This window comes from Serratia marcescens, from assembly GCF_029846115.1.
Lineage (GTDB): Bacteria > Pseudomonadota > Gammaproteobacteria > Enterobacterales > Enterobacteriaceae > Serratia > Serratia marcescens_L.
This window is the reverse complement of record NZ_JARVZZ010000001.1, coordinates 3762317-3778450: the sequence shown is the minus strand read 5'-3', so window position 1 is coordinate 3778450 and position 16134 is coordinate 3762317. Positions and strand designations below refer to the sequence as shown.

The following is a 16134-nucleotide window of genomic DNA, read 5'->3' as shown; positions in this document are numbered from 1 at the left end:
AGAAAACCGTGGCAATACCTTATCCCGACTGGCTATCACTTCCCCAGAAGGCCAACAAGAGCCGCACGATTGATGCCGGATTTCGCACCGATCAGCCGGCAGTGGGCGCGCCTATCTTTCAGCGCCTGACAGATGACCTCAAAACTACCTGGTCGCTGACGTGGATTTTCACGCTGCAAGAGGATCGGGCATTCGAACAGTGGTATCGCAGCCCTCGTTACCTTGATAACGGCAATCAGTGGTTCACGATGCTGTGCAACCTGGGGGGCTCTGGCCTGCAACTGCAGGAACTGCATTTCGCGGCGCCACCGGTTCAAACGAGCATCAACGGCAACACTACGACGTGGACAGCGAGCGTAATCACCCGGAAGGTCTTCAACCCGGATGATGAGTTCTCAGACGTCATTGTTGAGCTGCCGCCGTATCAGTGGGGGATCATTGATGAAGTGGTTAACCGCGACATGCCGGAGTATTGAATGCCTACCTTACGAGAATTTCAGTCACAGCGGCCCAACCGGATCATCTACGACACGATGACGTTTAGTCATTCGGCGTTTGGCGCTATCCGGCTGGTGGCTAACCAGATATACCCAAAGACGTTCGCCGGCCAGGTTTTTTCACCGTGTCGAATGGAGGTCGCAGAGAGCCAGCAGAGCAGCACTCCGGTGATCAACTCTACGGCTAAGTTTGGGCGCCTGGCTCAGGACTTTAAACAGCAACTGAAGCAGTGGCGCGCGCACTCACGCATAACGCCGATCTCTGCCACATATCAGCGTTTCGATGCGGCGGACATGAATACGCCTCTGAAGTCGTGGACGCTCTATGTGAAGGACGCATCAATGGATGAGAGCGATGTTACTTGCTCCCTAACGCTACAGAATCCACTAAACAACAACATCGCATTCCTCTACAACACCACCGACTTCCCAGGACTTGCCAATGCATAAACCTGACTTTATCTGCGCCATGGAGGGCAGGCCATGGCGGGATCGGGCGTGCTCATTTGATGCGGCTGATTGCTGGGGATTGGTTGTTTTGTATTACCGGCATGTGCTCGGCATAGAGATACACCAGACGCCGGATTACGAAACCGGCAGCGACTTCCTGACGTGTTTTACCGGTGATGTTGTGTTCTGGAGTCAGGTCGAGAAAGCGTCCGCCAGTAGCATTTTTATCGCGTATTACGGCGCTCAGCCAGTCCACGTCGGGTTGGTCATAGATGGGCAGGCATTCCATAGCCGAGGCGAAGCCGGGTATGTGCGTTTTGACAAGCTGCGGACGATGGAGCGAGTTTTCACAAAATTGGAGTTTTACGACTATGCCGTTGATCGAAGTTCAGCGTGTGCCGGGGTTGCCGAAAGAACGTCATAATCTTCCCGTCGGCAGCATGTTCTATCCCTGGCTAAAATCGGCCAACCTTCACTGTGATGTTGAAATTTTGCGTAACGGCGTGAAGCTGCAGCCAGATGATGAGTTAAATTTTCCTCTCAGCGATGGCGACGTGATCAACGTGTTCGATCAGCCGAAAAGCGGCACGCTTGGAACAATCCTCAACCCTTTAGAGCACTTTAACCCGATAAAATTTACTCAAAAAATTCTTTCCTCTCTCATCGGGCAACCAAGTGCCAGCGTCGCAGCAGGAAGTAATGCTAAAACGTCACCAAACAACAGTCTGAAAGGACAAACCAACATCGCTCGCAATGGCGAGGCAAAGCCTGACAACTACGGCCAGGTGCGTGCGTTCCCTGATCTGATTCAGGAGTCGATGTTCGAGTACGAAAACAACATCAAGAAAGTAACCGAGTGGATGAATTTCGGGCTTGGCCGATATGACGTCACGTCTGTTCGGTACTCGGAGTCTAACCTCGGCGCGCTGGCCGGCGCCTCTTACCGTATCTACCAGCCAGGCGAGAACATCCCGCTGATCAATGAGGGGTTTGCTTTCGACGACATCGACGGGCAGGAGCTTCCTGGGCCGAACGAGAGCGGTGATTTTCCTGCAGAAACGGCGACGACAACCACCGATATGGTTTCGGGTGAGTTCATAGCAGGTCAGGCACTCGTCAAAATTAAGCAAAACAGCGACTTTGATTACTTCTATGACCTGCCTAAGCCCCACTCGGTGTCGTTCGTTGTCAATGTCACATACAACACAGTATCAGGGCCGGTAACACGGGATATAACGGTATTCGCCGATCTCTTCAACGCTACGACAACCGACGATGGCGCCCCAGTGAATCCGCAGTATTTTTACGAGTTCACGTTTGTAAATCTGAGCGGCAACGACATCAGCCAGATACCCGATGACGCGGTGATCAACACGTCGATATTCACGCTTAACGACAATGAACCGTTGGTAATCGGCCCGTCGTTTTCCCCCGTTGAAGGGACTCAACTTTGGGTTCACTTGCAGGCGCAGTTAGGGCATGGCGATTATGCCCGCACCAATGTCACCTTCTACAAGGTCGATGATGATAACAACCAGATCCCAGGCACGTTAGAGAGCTACAACGTCGGGCTAAACAATGATGATGAGAACGCCGATACAAAATATCAGACGTTTAAATTCACCCCTGCAGCGGGCAATGGTCGTTATGCTATTTCTTTCATCCGATCGAATAACAGCAATGACCATTCAATTCTCAAGGTTGAAGCCGTTCACATCGTCAGGACACGCACCAACGTAGCTTACCCAAATGACACGCTTGTAACCGTCACTGTCACAGCAACGGAGAGGGCAACCAGCGCGCGGGAGCGCAAATATAACGCTCTAATCACTCGTCACGTAATCAGCTACAACCTGGCTACGCAGACAGTCGATTACACAGAAAGGCCTTCACGTTCGTTTGCAGACGCTGTATTGCACACCTGGCTAAAGATGGGCGGACAGTCGGAGTCAAGCATCGACATATACGAGCTTTATTCTATCGCGGCATCGCTTCCTGATCCGCGCCTGGGCTACTTCGATTACACCTTCGATGATGAGGATATCTCGCTGGGTTCCAGGGTGCAGACGATCTGTGATGCAGCTACTGTCACCGCGTTTTGGGATGGTGGGGTGCTGTCATTCACTCGCGATGAACGGAAACCAAGCGCAACGACGGTATTCAACCGCGCCAATATGAAAGCAGAGGATTACAGCCTTTCCTACGACATGACGCTACCCGGTGGTTTTGATGGGGTAGAGGTCAAATATCGCAACCCGGTCACGAATAAACAGGCATTCATCCGCTACCGGATCGTCGGCAACACGATTGAAGAGGGGGAGCCAGTAAAGGCGAAGAAATTCGACATGCTGTTTATCCGCAATTCTTTCCAGGCACGGGATCGGGCATTGAAAGAAGTTCGCCGGCTGCTTTATTCACGTCAAACCATGGCTATTCGCGCGCTGGCCGATGGTGAATGGGTGAACGTCGGGCAGATGGTGCAGGTAGCCGATATCTACGACGCTAACCAGCAGGATGGTTATATCGTAGCGCGCAACGGTAACAACTTTGACACAAGCGAACGTATCGAATGGGCTGGGGATATGTTTGTCGTTATCACTGATGCAAGTGGCACTCCAACGGCGCGCGTTCAGGCATTCCCACGCAGCGATACTACATTCGGTTTTACCGCTGCAGTGCCAGCAATAAACCTCAACATATTTGACGGCTACAACGTCCAATCGCCGTCTCGTTACGTCATCGCCTCTCAGGTGGAGATGGATGCAACGAAATGGACGATAACAGAAAAGAAACCGAATGGCGACGGGACAACTTCGTTAACCATGTCTGAATACAACGATGAAATGTATAATTACGAGGTAACTGAATAAATGGCTACCACACCAACTACAAATCCAATCCCTAGTGAATCGGTACAAGATTTTAAATTCAACGCCGGAAAAGTAGACCAGATAGTAAATTCAAATGCTAACACTTATGTTGATAGGTTTGGAATTGAAAGATATACATGGGCAGGGGCATTAGCAAATATTGCTCCGCTCGGCCATCCTTGGACTGAGTCTGAAGCAAATGCAGCTATTGCATCTGGTGAGATTCCACTTGATGCATTTTATTTTGTATGGTCTGACAATGTAAATAGTATCGCTGATGTTTGGCAGAATGTTGGAGGAGTGCCAACAAAAACAGGGAAAAGTTATCCAAGCACCGAATTTGTTAAAGAGGTTAATGATGTTGCCGAGAGTGCAATGTCAGGTGTTGATGAATTCAATATTTTACGAATGTATTACACGCTAAAAGGTAGTGAAAAATTCCCATTTTATTTAGGTAACGGTACTGATGGTGCATTAGCGATAGACAAAGATCGCGGGTTATGGCTTGCCGGGCTACAGGCCGCAATTCAAGACTATGTCAATCAGTTAATTCCTAGGGCTGTTGGTGCGTATTACAAGGGATTAACCCATGTAATTACAGACATCACTGGTAAAAAAGCGCTGCAATGCTTTGATGCTGATAACGGTGTGTACTTTGCAGGATTAAGCGAGTCACTACAGGCGCACGTCAGCCAGTTAATCCCACGCGGCCACGCCGTTAAGTATCGTGATACCGCACATGTATTTACAGATGAGACTGGCAAGGCAGGTTTTGGGAGAATCAACAAGAAGGGGGAATGGTTTATTCCTGGGGTTGATGGCCCCTTGCAGGATGCGATAGGCAAAACAAGTGCAACTATTGAGATGGTAAATGGTAAACCGGCTTTGTACTGGAAAGGTACAAAGGTATGGGATGATTACTATGCTACTAGTGCCAGGCCAATATCAGAAAGCGCAGCACTATTCACGTATGAAAAGGAAGACGGCACCAATGGTTCAGGTTTGCTGTTCATCCCAAGCATTCGTGAAATTCCAGTAACTGCTGCATTTATTCTTTGCTACATCTGTTTAGGGCAAAGCCTCGGTGCAGCATTTGACAAGCCAGGCCAAAATATTCGCGTTGTCGGCGCTGACCCATTGCTACGCGGTCGCTGTTTGTCTCCGTCAGGCCGCGCTGACGGGAACAGCGCGCCAGTTAACCAGGCCGATTTAGACCGTATCACGGACATGGGCTACAACATTGACCGGCAAGGACACAACATCCCGCTCGCAAACGGCCTGATGTATGAAATGCGTGATGCAGGCATGAATCTGCCGACGATTATTAATGCGCCATGTAATGCTGGCGGCCAGCCGCTATCAGGTATTTCTAAGGGAACGTTCGCCTACACGAAGAGCCTGGCAATGTTGTCACGCATTACTGAGCTGTCACTGTCAATCGGTAAGCCTCTCCGCAACGACTTCATCTTGTTTGAGCACGGTGAGACCGATAACGACAACGGAAATTGCCCAACGCCGGGTAGCTATCTGTCATTGCTTGGCCCGTATTTTAATGACTGCCTCACGGACTTCAACGGCATCACTGGCGCCACAACCGGCCCAATTATCGTGATTGACCAGGTTGGCAGCCGCATCAATACAAAAGCCAACGATGTTGATGACGAGGGTAACCCCATTGGCGATCCGATCGTGGTGCAGCCGTATTCTGTTACCGCAACAGATCAACTCACATATGTGCGTCAGCATAGCAACTCTATTATGTGTGGCACGAAATACTGGCTCAACTGGCTATACAATGATGGTTCCCTTTCTCACTTGAACCAATATGGCAAAGTGTTGCAGGGCGAAGCTATTGAAAAAGTAGTTTATTGGCATCTTTATGACCCTGCTAAAAAGGGAACATGGAAGGGAACACGGGTGCAGAGTATCGCTGTCAACGGCAACTTGATTGACGTTAAGTATTACGTTCCGTTCCCGCCCCTGGTCATCGACACCGATTTCCTTGGCGACTGCGCTGGGAAAGGGTACTCCCTGGAAGCCGGGAGCGCTTCGGTAGTGTCGGTAGCGGTTGTCGGCGGTGATACTGTCCGTCTAACGCTCGACCAGGCGCCAGCGACCACAGACCACGTGCTAATCGGGTTCACAAACACGACACAGGCGAATAACGGAAACACCTACCCGCTGGTATGTGTACACGACTCGTCGCCTTGGGTATCACGTTATATAACGAAAAACAGTAATCCGGTTCCGCTCTATAACTGGGCAACCCTCGATCGCATTCCATTAACTGGGGAGTTTTAACATGGCAACAGGCATTAATACCGGCGTAGCATTCAACACTAGCCGCTGGTCACCGATTGATCTGAGTGGGCTTATTCTGAATGCGACGACGCTTTTTAATACTCATAAAGCCCGTGTTCTTGCCGATGGCGGTATTATCCCCGACGAAGCGGGATGCCTTGCGCGTTTCAAATTGCTGGTTGATAACGGCATGTATGAAAATGTCGCCGTTTCATTAACGCCTAGATTTGGCCTAAAGCTGGCCGGTGATGGTGTTTCTGTACAGAAAATTTATAACCTCTCCGGCCCGGATTTTATCAGCGTATCTCAATCTGGTAGCTGGCTGCCGCAATGGAATTCGGCAACTGGCTCTGTTCGCGTGCAGGTGAATTCGTCGGCGGCAGGCTATCTCCAGTCTGCCAGTAATATCACGGTTCAGGTTGGCAATTCATACGTTGTCAGTTGTGTGGGTAAAGACACTGATCCGACTGACGCGGTTGGTCTGACGTTGGGGGCAGTGATTGGTAATTTGCCGATGGCCTATTGCCGTATCCAAAAAACACCGACTCAGGATGAGGCGTATCGCTATGGAACACGCGATAGCGCGTATACGAGTCCCAGCAGCGCCGGCGGCGCGGTCAGTGCCGTTAAAACTCCGTACATCGATTATCAGCCGTCTGCTGCATTTTTCGATGTCAGCGCGGGTGTTGTGACGCCGTTCGACAACGGCCGCATTGGGACACCGGCAACGGCGACAACCGGCGCGCTTTATGCGATGCGTTCTGCTACGCCAGTGGTCATCGGAAACCCGGCATTCACAGGTTCTGTGATGCAAAACTGTGATGGCTCGTTCCGAGATTTCACAATTCTGAGCTCTGCTCAATCCGCTGATGCGCTGATTTTGTCTCGCATCGCGTAACACGTGCCGGGAGGGAACCCGACTATTTGTAAAGCGTGGCAAAGTCGAATGCGAGTGCTGCATCAACGGCTTTGCCCTCTGTTTCGAATGGCGTTTCTGATACGAGCGGCCAGCGGCTCTTGTGCCACACATAAAGCCAGTGCTGGCCTTCCTCGTCTTCGCGTATCGCGAACATCGGTGGGCTGTTTTGCTGTGGCTCTGGGTATCTGTCGTTTTCGTTGAGAATGAAGATCTGCCGGCCGGCTAGGGTGATGCTGCCCATTTGACTGCTCCACTGGTTGGTGTGCAGTAATGGTAGCCTATGGAAGGGGAGTGTTGAATTTATGGGGCATGTATGGGGCAAAAAATTACCGCAAAACGATACAACTACCTGCTAAGTAGTGGCTCGACTTGCGGTAATGCTTTGTCAATAACCGTGATTCCTTGCTACTTCCAATCAATTTCCGCTTTTACGGCTGCCTATCCTCAACAAGCCGGACTGGGCCAGATAAAGGCGGGCGCCTGCAGGGCAAGACGGGTTCTAATGCAAGAGGGCGGCGTGTTCAGACACGCCGCCCTCTGCGTTATTGAGCTAACGATTTTAATCATTAGTGCACGAATGGCGTTGATACTTGGTGCCGGATAGAGGGAAATTCCAACAATTTATTTAAGGATGGTAAGGGGGGCGTGATGGGGGCTAGGAGAAAAAAGCCCCTGCAAAGATGAGGGGCAAGACACACAACAACACCAGGGAAATCGGTAGTACTTACTTTGCCGATACTATAAGGATTTTATGGGTAAACTTCACCAAAATATTGTGCTCTGAATGTGACAAAGGTGCCGTCGTTCATGAGTAACGGTAATTTATTGATGCCTGAAGGTTGGGAGGGCAGTGCCGGCGCAGCCTGTTTTTACCCGCCGGCACCGCAGAAGTTTAATGTTATGTAAATTACGCGCTTAACCGAGCCGGGATGCTTCTTTTTAAACGACAAGTTGGGTAATTTGGCCGCTCTCCCGCAAGTTCGAGAGTATAACAATGAAAATGATCCGTCTGTTTGCCGTGGCTGGAGCGCTGATCGTGCTCGTTTACTTCCTTACACATACCTGAGAAGGCTTTATCTCGGAATGTGACAGCAATACCTAAAAAAAACGGCGCCGGAAGGCGCCGTTCCTTGTTTGTCTGCCGATCAGCGGCCGAACAGATCGCGGCGTCGTGGGCGAACAAATTGTGCGATCAGCACAATCAGCGCCACCAGCAGATAGGCACCGAAGATGCCGACCAGCCACTGTGGCATTTCCAGCGTCAGGAATTGCCATTGGCGCACGGAGCAGTCGCCGGAAGCGTGGAACACTGCAGGCAGCCATTTGTCCAGCGGCAGCCACGAAGGGAAGCTGACGAAGAAGTCACAGGTATTGAACGGCGAAGGATGCAACTGGATCATGGTGTGCTTCCACGCCAGCTGTACGCCTTCCCAGGCGCTGTAGATCCACAGCAAGATCGCCACATAGCGCAGCGGGGTTTTCGGCGCGATGGCGCCCACCAGCGAGGCACCGAGGATGCCGAACAGCGCGCAACGCTCATAAATGCACATCACGCACGGCTGTAGCAGCATAACGTGCTGGAAATAGAGCGCGACCAGTTCCAACACCAACGCTGTCAGGGCCATCAGCAGCCAGGCGCCGCGTCCTTGTGAACAGCGGTTAAAGAATTGCAACATATCTAGATTCTTCCATGCAGTAAGCAATTGAACCGGCAGTGTAAACCAATTCACCCTCGCTGCCAGCCACCTGGGCCGGATTCAGCGTAAAAATAGTCGGTTCACCCTGCCGGCGCCGTCTCAGTGGCCGACGGCGTCGATGGGCGGCAGCGTCAGCCAATGCCACTGCGTCAACAGCTCGGTCGCCGGCTCCAGGGTGAGCTGGACGCACAGCAGGCCAACTACCGTCAGCACCACCGTATAAGGCAGGGCCATCCACACCATGCGTCCATACGACAGACGTACCAGCGGCGCCAATGCCGACGTCAGCAGGAACAGAAACGCCGCCTGGCCGTTAGGGGTGGCGACCGAAGGCAGGTTAGTGCCGGTATTGATGGCGACCGCCAGCAGCTCGAACTGCTTCAGCCCGATAGCGCCGGTTTCCAGCGCGGTGCGCGCCTCGTTGATGTAAACCGTACCGACGAACACGTTGTCGGAAACCGACGACAGCAGGCCGTTGAACAGGTAGAACAGCGAAAGCTGAGAAGCGGGGTCGGCGCGCAGCACAAACTGGATCACCGGGCTGAACAGGTGCTGTTCGATGATCACCGCGACCACGGTGAAAAATACCGTCAGCAGGGCGGTGAACGGCAGAGCTTCCTGGAACGCTTTGCCGATGGCGTGCTCGTCGTTCACGCCGCACAGGGAGGTGGCGAGGACGATGACCGACAGGCCGATCAGCCCCACTTCTGCCAGGTGGAAGGCCAGCGCCAGCACCAGCCAAACGCCGATCAGCGCCTGCATCACCAGTTTGAGCCGTTCTTGCTTGCTACGGCCTGCGGTGGCCTTGCGGTCATACTCTTTCAGCACGTCGCGCACCGCTCCCGGCAATTGCGCGCCGTAGCCAAACAGGCGAAAACGTTCTACCAGCCAACAAACCAGCAGGCCACACACCAACACCGGCAGCGTGACCGGCGCCATACGCAGGAAGAAATCGATAAAGCCCCAGCCTGCGTTTTTGGCGATGATCAGGTTTTGCGGCTCGCCCACCATGGTCATGACCCCGCCGAGCGCGGTGCCGACGCCGGCGTGCATCAGCAGGCTGCGCAGAAAGGCACGGAATTGCTCCAGTGTCTGTTTACGCTCTTCACCGGCGAAATTGCTGTCATCGCCGATGTCGCCATCGGGGCGATTTGAGGTCACGTTGTGATAGATGGAATAAAAGCCGGTGGCCACGCTGATCACTACCGCCACGACCGTCAGCGCATCGAGGAAGGCGGAAAGGAAGGCGGCGGCCAGGCAGAACGCCAGCGACAGCAGCGTTTTCGAACGGATATTGAGCAGCAGCTTGGTGAACACGAACAGCAGCAGCTGCTTCATAAAGTAGATGCCGGCCACCATAAAGATCAGCAGCAGTAACACTTCCAGATTATGTTCGATTTCCTGCGAAACTTGCGCCGGGCTGGTCATGCCGATGGCCACGGCTTCCAGCGCCAGCAGGCCGCCCGGCAGCAGCGGGTAGCATTTCAAAGCCATCGCCAGGGTAAAGATGAACTCGACCACCAGCAGCCAACCCGCGATAAACGGGCTGGCGAAAAAGAACACCAGGGGGTTGATCGCCAGAAAAATGAGAATGGTCAGTTTGTACCAGTCGGGAGATTGCCCCAGAAAATTTTTGAGCAGGGCGCTGCGCAGGGTTGTTTCCATTGTCCTTTATGCATCCTTAAATCAGTCGTAGCACGTACCCTAACAATGCGGCGGGGGCGTGCGCAACCTGAGCTTGTTTTACGGTAGGAAAATTCCTCCGACCGGTATTTTTGCTCGTTTTTTGCCACGTTATGCACACTTTCGTTTATTGTTTTTCGCTCACGCTATGTCATGTCAGCACGATCTGGTATGATGAGCTGATTACTTTTACTGATTTTATCGTCGCAACGGAACGTCAAACACATGGTCATAAAGGCGCAGAGTCCTGCCGGTTTCGCGGAAGAGTACATTATTGAGAGTATTTGGAATAATCGCTTCCCCCCTGGCTCTATTTTGCCCGCGGAGCGTGAGCTTTCGGAGTTGATTGGCGTCACGCGCACCACGTTACGTGAAGTGTTGCAACGTCTGGCCCGCGATGGCTGGTTGACCATTCAACATGGCAAACCGACCAAAGTGAACAATTTCTGGGAAACGTCCGGCCTCAATATTCTTGAGACCGTAGCCCGTCTCGATCACAAAAGCGTCCCGCAGTTGATCGATAACCTGTTGTCCGTGCGCACCAATATCGCGTCGATCTTTATTCGCGCCGCGGTGCGCAATCATCCGGAACAGGCCCAGGAAGTGCTGGCGAAGGCCGCCGAGGTAGAAGATCAGGCGGATGCTTTCAACCTGCTCGATTATGAGATCTTCCGCGGCCTGGCGTTCGCTTCCGGCAACCCGATCTACGGCCTGATTTTCAACGGTCTGAAAGGGCTGTACACCCGCGTGGGCCGTTACTACTTCTCTAACCCGGAAGCGCGCAAGCTGGCGCTGACCTTCTACAGTAAGCTGTCCACGCTGTGCCATGAGAAGCTGTACGACCAGGTGATGGATACCGTGCGCAACTACGGTAAAGACAGCGGGGCGATTTGGCAGAGCATGCAGGGCACTATGCCAAGCGATCTGACCGAAGCGCGCCGCTGATCGCGTGTAATGAATAAGAAAGGGCGCCATGCGGCGCCCTTTTTCGTTGTGGCAGTTACAGCGGCGTCGGCCGCGGCGGGCAACGGTCGAGCAACTCCACGCTGCCGTCTTCGTTTTGCTGCTCGAGGATCACGTCGAAGCCCCACAGGCGATGCAGGTGCTTCAACACGTCGCGGCGGCTCTTGTCCAGCGGCGCGCGCTCCTGCGGGATATAGCGCAACGTCAGCGAGCGGTCGCCGCGCAGATCCACGTTCCAGATCTGAATATTCGGCTCATGGTTGCTCAGGTTGTATTGTGCCGACAGTTCCTGGCGGATTGCCCGGTAACCGGCTTCGTTATGGATCGCGGCAATCTCCAGATAGTTGTTGCGATCGTCGTCCAGCACGGTGAACAACCGGAAATCGCGCATCACTTTGGGCGACAGGAACTGGCTGATAAAGCTCTCGTCCTTGAAATCGCGCATGGCGAAGTGCAAGGTGTCCAGCCAGTCTTTGCCGGCGATGTCCGGGAACCAGTAGCGGTCTTCTTCGGTCGGCGATTGGCAGATGCGCTTGATGTCCTGGAACATGGCGAAGCCCAGCGCATAAGGGTTGATGCCGTTATAGTACGGGCTGTTGTATGGCGGCTGATACACCACGTTGGTGTGACTGTGCAAAAACTCCAGCATAAACCGCTCGGTCACGCGGCCCTCGTCGTACAAATGGTTGAGGATGGTGTAGTGCCAGAAGGTGGCCCAACCCTCGTTCATCACCTGAGTCTGTTTTTGCGGGTAGAAATACTGGCTGACTTTGCGCACGATGCGCAGCACCTCACGCTGCCAGGGTTCCAGCAACGGCGCATTCTTCTCGATAAAATAGAGGATATTTTCCTGCGGTTCGCTTGGATAGCGACGCGCCTGCTCCGGCGACTCTTCGCGCTCGACGCGCGGCAAGGTCTTCCATAGCGTGTTCACTTGGCTTTGCAGATACTCTTCGCGGCTTTTCTGGCGCGCTTTCTCTTCCACCAGTGAGATCTTCTGCGGGCGTTTGTACCTGTCGACCCCATAGCTCATCAGCGCGTGGCAGGAGTCCAGCAACCGCTCCACTTCATCGACGCCGTAGCGTTCTTCGCACTGGCTGATGTAGTGGCGGGCGAACAGCAGATAATCGACGATGGAGCTGGCGTCGGTCCAGCTGCGGAACAGGTAGTTATTCTTGAAGAACGAGTTGTGGCCATAGCAGGCGTGCGCCATCACCAGCGCCTGCATGGTGATGGTGTTCTCCTCCATCAGGTAGGCAATGCAGGGATTGGAGTTGATGACGATTTCATACGCCAGCCCTTGCTGGCCCTGTTTGTAGCGCTGTTCGGTTTCGATGAACTTCTTACCGAAGGACCAATGGGTATAGTTGATCGGCATGCCGACGCTCGAATAGGCGTCCATCATCTGCTCGGAGGTGATCACCTCGATCTGATGGGGGTAGGTGTCGAGCCGGTAATGCTTGGCGACGCGGTCGATCTGCTCCAAATACACCTGCAGCAGTTCGAACGTCCAGTCCGGTCCATCGCTCAGACGTTTATCATCCTTAACCTTTTCATGTGTTGAAGTAGTCATCAGCGCACCCTCATTATTCACGGGTCTTGCTCGAACGGCAGACCCTGTAACAAGCATAGTTCAAGTCATAATTAACCATTGCAAATCAGTGAAATAAAAATGCCGGCACGCAAAGGAGCAAACGGCGGTCAATTCGACGCCCGTCCCGGCAGAGGGCGGCACAGCACCGCGCGTCTTCTCCGAGTATAGCCCTGCGGCAAGGGCGTGCAACACATGCCTGTTGTACGACAGGGATTGAAAATTGTTATGTTATATTGTAACTTTTAATTTTCTCAATAACAGACAAGGAGCGCATTTTGGCGAGGCATTTGGGTAAAGTGGCGGTGGCGCTGGCCGCGTTGTTTATCAGCGGGCAGGCTTTTGCCCACGGGCATCATTCACATGGCAAACCACTTACGGAAGTGGAAAAAAAGGCCGAGGCGGGCGTGTTCGACGATAAAGACGTCAAAGATCGCAACCTGGCGGATTGGGAGGGCGTGTGGCAATCCGTGTACCCTTACCTGCTCAATGGGGAGCTCGACCCGGTGTTCAAGAAGAAAGCGGCGCAGGATAAGAGCAAGACCTTCGCAGAAGTGAAGGCGTATTACCGCAAAGGGTACGCCACCGATGTGGATACCATCGGCATTGAAAACGGCGTCATGGAGTTTCACCGCGGCGACCAATCCAGCGCTTGTCAGTATAAGTACGCCGGGCATAAGATCCTGACGTATGTCTCTGGTAAGAAGGGCGTGCGTTATCTGTTCGAATGCCAGGATGCCGGCAGCCTGGCGCCGAAATTCGTGCAGTTCAGCGATCACATTATCGGCCCGCGCAAATCGGCGCATTTCCATATCTTTATGGGCAACACGTCGCAGGAAGCGTTGCTGAAAGAAATGGATAACTGGCCGACTTACTACCCATTCCAACTGCAGACCAAAGAAGTCGTGGACGAGATGCTGCATCATTGATGCCGCTCCCTCCCGTCCACCACAAGCCCGCTTATGTGGGCTTGTGCTCAGTCAAACGCTCTGATTTGCAGGTAATCATCCGTCACTGCCATTTCAAATAGCGTTTCATCCGCCAACAGGGTCGCACGCATTCGTTCCCGGGCTTGCCGGTAGCGTTCATCCAACTGAATATCACCGGCGTTTTCCCATGCGGCTCGGCTTGGCCACTGCGCATAGCCGATAAACTTCCCGCTCATATCTCGATGCAGGCGCGAGCCAAGGCTGCCGCGCTGCAGATAGATCCCTTGGGTCAACTCAAGCCAGGCCAGGCGAAAGGCGTGTTCGTGTCCGGTTTTGACTGAGAACTGGTAGATGGCGATGAACATAAAGGGTTCTCCAGAAAAGCGACAATATGAACTTTAGGATCGGCTTCTGGCTTCAACGTTCATATCGTGCTGCAGCGTTCAACTTAAACGGGCGGGGCTCAGGGCTCGGCTGTTTTAATCCAGTAGTGAAAATAAGGTTAACGGCAGCTGAAATTTTGCGCGATTTTTCTGCTGCGGAGGGAGGAGGCTCTCTTTGTTTGTTATGTTGGTATTTTTTATTTTGTTGGGTTTTTATTCTGTCTATATGATGGCTGGTATTTTTATATTCTGTTAAATCAATGTTGCTTATTACGCCTTTTTTGAGTGCTATCATTGATAGCGTTGCTATCAATTCAGTGGCGGTATGACGCCATAATCCCCTCTAAACCGCATCTTATCGCTATTTTCGGGCGACTATTGCAAATGTACGCCCCATCGACGATAAATTAATTGTGAATATTGTCACGTTTGATGACGAAGTTGTTGGACGGATTTTTTCACTGAGTTAATTTCCTGTGAGCAGAAGATTATGCTTTGTGAAGCCTTGGGCTGGAGTCAGTGATGCGAGTGGTAATTTTAGGTAGTGGAGTGGTGGGCGTAGCCAGTGCCTGGTATTTGGCGAAGGCGGGGCATGAGGTGACGGTGATCGATCGTCAGCCAGGTCCTGCATTGGAAACCAGCGCGGCGAACGCCGGGCAGATTTCACCGGGTTATGCCGCACCCTGGGCGGCACCGGGCGTGCCGCTGAAGGCCATCAAGTGGATGTTCCAGCGCCATGCGCCGTTAGCGATCCGCCTCGACGGCAGCAGCTTCCAGTTGAACTGGATGTGGCAGATGCTGAAAAACTGCAACACCGAACACTACATGACCAACAAAGGCCGCATGGTGCGCTTGGCGGAATACAGCCGCGATTGTATCAAGGCGCTGCGTCAGGAAACCGGCATCCAGTACGAAGGTCGCCAGGGCGGCACGCTGCAGCTGTTTCGCACCCAACAACAGTTCGAAAACGCAGCGAAAGACATTGCGGTATTGGAAGATGCCGGTGTGCCTTACAAACTGCTGGAGGCCAGCCAGCTCGGCAGCGTCGAGCCGGCGCTGGCGCAGGTGGCGCACAAGCTGACCGGTGGCCTGCAGCTGCCGAATGACGAAACCGGCGATTGCCAGCTGTTTACGCAACAGTTGGCGAAGATGGCAGAGCAGGCGGGCGTAACCTTCCTGTTCAACCGCAGCGTCGATCGTCTGCTGGTGGAAGGCGACAAGATCGCTGGCGTGCAGTGTGGCGAGGACGTGTTCAAGGCCGACAGCTATGTGGTGGCGTTCGGCTCGTATTCCACGGCGCTGCTACGCGGCCTGGTGTCCATTCCGGTTTACCCGCTGAAAGGCTATTCGTTGACCATACCTATCACCGACGAAGCGGCGGCGCCGTTCTCTACGGTATTGGATGAGACGTATAAAATCGCCATCACGCGCTTCGACCAGCGTATTCGCGTTGGCGGCATGGCGGAGATCGTCGGTTTCAATACGCAGCTGGAGCAAAAACGGCGCGAAACGCTGGAGATGGTGGTGCGCGATCTCTACCCGAACGGTGGCAGAGTGGAAGAGGCGACGTTCTGGACCGGCCTGCGGCCGATGACGCCGGACGGCACGCCAATTGTCGGCCGCACTTCGCTGAAGAATCTGTATCTCAATACCGGGCATGGCACGTTGGGCTGGACGATGGCCTGCGGTTCCGGGCAGTTGTTGTCCGATCTGATGTCCGGCATTACGCCGGCGATCCCTTCCGATGATCTGGCGGTGGCGCGTTACAGCGCCGGGTTTCGCCAGCAACACGCGGTTCCGCTGAACGACGTGCATCCCGCACGTTAATCGTCGACGCTGTCATAGACTTTA

At 53.3% G+C, this 16134-nt stretch carries 15 protein-coding genes; 9 read left to right on the top strand and 6 right to left on the bottom strand.

Annotated features, from left to right (window positions below):
* Positions 1-8: 8 nt before the first annotated feature.
* The 6 genes from QDT79_RS17845 to QDT79_RS17820 are packed head-to-tail and all read left to right on the top strand — an operon-like array spanning position 9 to position 7016.
* Complete coding sequence (locus QDT79_RS17845) at positions 9-476, top strand: hypothetical protein (RefSeq protein ID WP_308316838.1); 468 nt, start codon at positions 9-11, stop codon at positions 474-476.
* Positions 477-947, top strand: coding sequence for a DUF1833 family protein (locus QDT79_RS17840; RefSeq protein ID WP_308316837.1), 471 nt, complete (start codon positions 477-479; stop codon positions 945-947). It begins immediately after the preceding gene.
* Positions 940-1371, top strand: a complete 432-nt coding sequence (locus QDT79_RS17835; RefSeq protein WP_308316835.1) for an NlpC/P60 family protein — start codon at positions 940-942, stop codon at positions 1369-1371. Before QDT79_RS17840 ends, QDT79_RS17835 begins: the two co-directional genes overlap by 8 nt.
* On the top strand, positions 1319-3817 hold the full coding sequence (locus tag QDT79_RS17830; RefSeq protein ID WP_308316834.1) for a host specificity factor TipJ family phage tail protein: 2499 nt from the start codon (positions 1319-1321) through the stop codon (positions 3815-3817). Before QDT79_RS17835 ends, QDT79_RS17830 begins: the two co-directional genes overlap by 53 nt.
* Entirely contained in the window at positions 3818-6118 is a 2301-nt protein-coding gene (locus QDT79_RS17825) for a hypothetical protein (RefSeq protein ID WP_308316833.1), read from the top strand.
* 1 nt (position 6119) lies between these two features.
* The gene (locus QDT79_RS17820; RefSeq protein ID WP_308316832.1) at positions 6120-7016 is read left to right on the top strand and encodes a hypothetical protein; all 897 of its coding nucleotides are present in this window, start codon (positions 6120-6122) and stop codon (positions 7014-7016) included.
* A gap of 22 nt (positions 7017-7038) precedes the next feature.
* Here QDT79_RS17820 and QDT79_RS17815 read toward each other — a convergent pair whose 3' ends face one another.
* The 3 genes from QDT79_RS17815 to nhaB all read right to left on the bottom strand — a co-directional run bounded on the left by QDT79_RS17815 (position 7039) and on the right by nhaB (position 10399).
* Positions 7039-7278 carry a hypothetical protein gene (locus QDT79_RS17815; RefSeq protein ID WP_060421804.1) on the bottom strand — a complete coding sequence of 80 codons (240 nt, stop codon included), beginning with the start codon at positions 7276-7278 and terminating at the stop codon, positions 7039-7041.
* A 904-nt stretch (positions 7279-8182) separates the two neighbouring features.
* Entirely contained in the window at positions 8183-8713 is a 531-nt protein-coding gene (dsbB, locus tag QDT79_RS17810; RefSeq protein ID WP_033643335.1) for a disulfide bond formation protein DsbB, read from the bottom strand.
* 120 nt (positions 8714-8833) lie between these two features.
* Positions 8834-10399 carry a sodium/proton antiporter NhaB gene (gene nhaB, locus QDT79_RS17805; RefSeq protein ID WP_308316831.1) on the bottom strand — a complete coding sequence of 522 codons (1566 nt, stop codon included), beginning with the start codon at positions 10397-10399 and terminating at the stop codon, positions 8834-8836.
* Between the two features lie 243 nt (positions 10400-10642).
* Here nhaB and fadR point away from each other — a divergent pair, with 243 nt between their 5' ends.
* A complete protein-coding gene (fadR, locus tag QDT79_RS17800) occupies positions 10643-11362 on the top strand; it encodes a fatty acid metabolism transcriptional regulator FadR (protein ID WP_025303107.1) in 720 nt (239 codons plus the stop codon).
* Positions 11363-11417: 55 nt separating this feature from the next.
* Here the strand turns inward: fadR and QDT79_RS17795 are convergent, their stop codons facing one another.
* Complete coding sequence (locus QDT79_RS17795) at positions 11418-12953, bottom strand: SpoVR family protein (RefSeq protein WP_063990138.1); 1536 nt, start codon at positions 12951-12953, stop codon at positions 11418-11420.
* A gap of 296 nt (positions 12954-13249) precedes the next feature.
* Here QDT79_RS17795 and zinT point away from each other — a divergent pair, with 296 nt between their 5' ends.
* Positions 13250-13900: a metal-binding protein ZinT gene (gene zinT, locus QDT79_RS17790; RefSeq protein ID WP_063990137.1), complete on the top strand. Its 651-nt coding sequence runs from the start codon at positions 13250-13252 to the stop codon at positions 13898-13900.
* Positions 13901-13947: 47 nt separating this feature from the next.
* Here the strand turns inward: zinT and QDT79_RS17785 are convergent, their stop codons facing one another.
* Together QDT79_RS17785 and QDT79_RS17780 are read right to left on the bottom strand one after the other, a co-directional pair.
* Positions 13948-14265 carry an antibiotic biosynthesis monooxygenase family protein gene (locus QDT79_RS17785; protein ID WP_063990136.1) on the bottom strand — a complete coding sequence of 106 codons (318 nt, stop codon included), beginning with the start codon at positions 14263-14265 and terminating at the stop codon, positions 13948-13950.
* Between the two features lie 52 nt (positions 14266-14317).
* Entirely contained in the window at positions 14318-14578 is a 261-nt protein-coding gene (locus tag QDT79_RS17780; RefSeq protein ID WP_308316830.1) for a hypothetical protein, read from the bottom strand.
* Positions 14579-14805: 227 nt separating this feature from the next.
* Here QDT79_RS17780 and QDT79_RS17775 point away from each other — a divergent pair, with 227 nt between their 5' ends.
* Positions 14806-16110: a D-amino acid dehydrogenase gene (locus QDT79_RS17775; protein WP_107226327.1), complete on the top strand. Its 1305-nt coding sequence runs from the start codon at positions 14806-14808 to the stop codon at positions 16108-16110.
* The last annotated feature ends 24 nt before the right edge of the window (positions 16111-16134 follow it).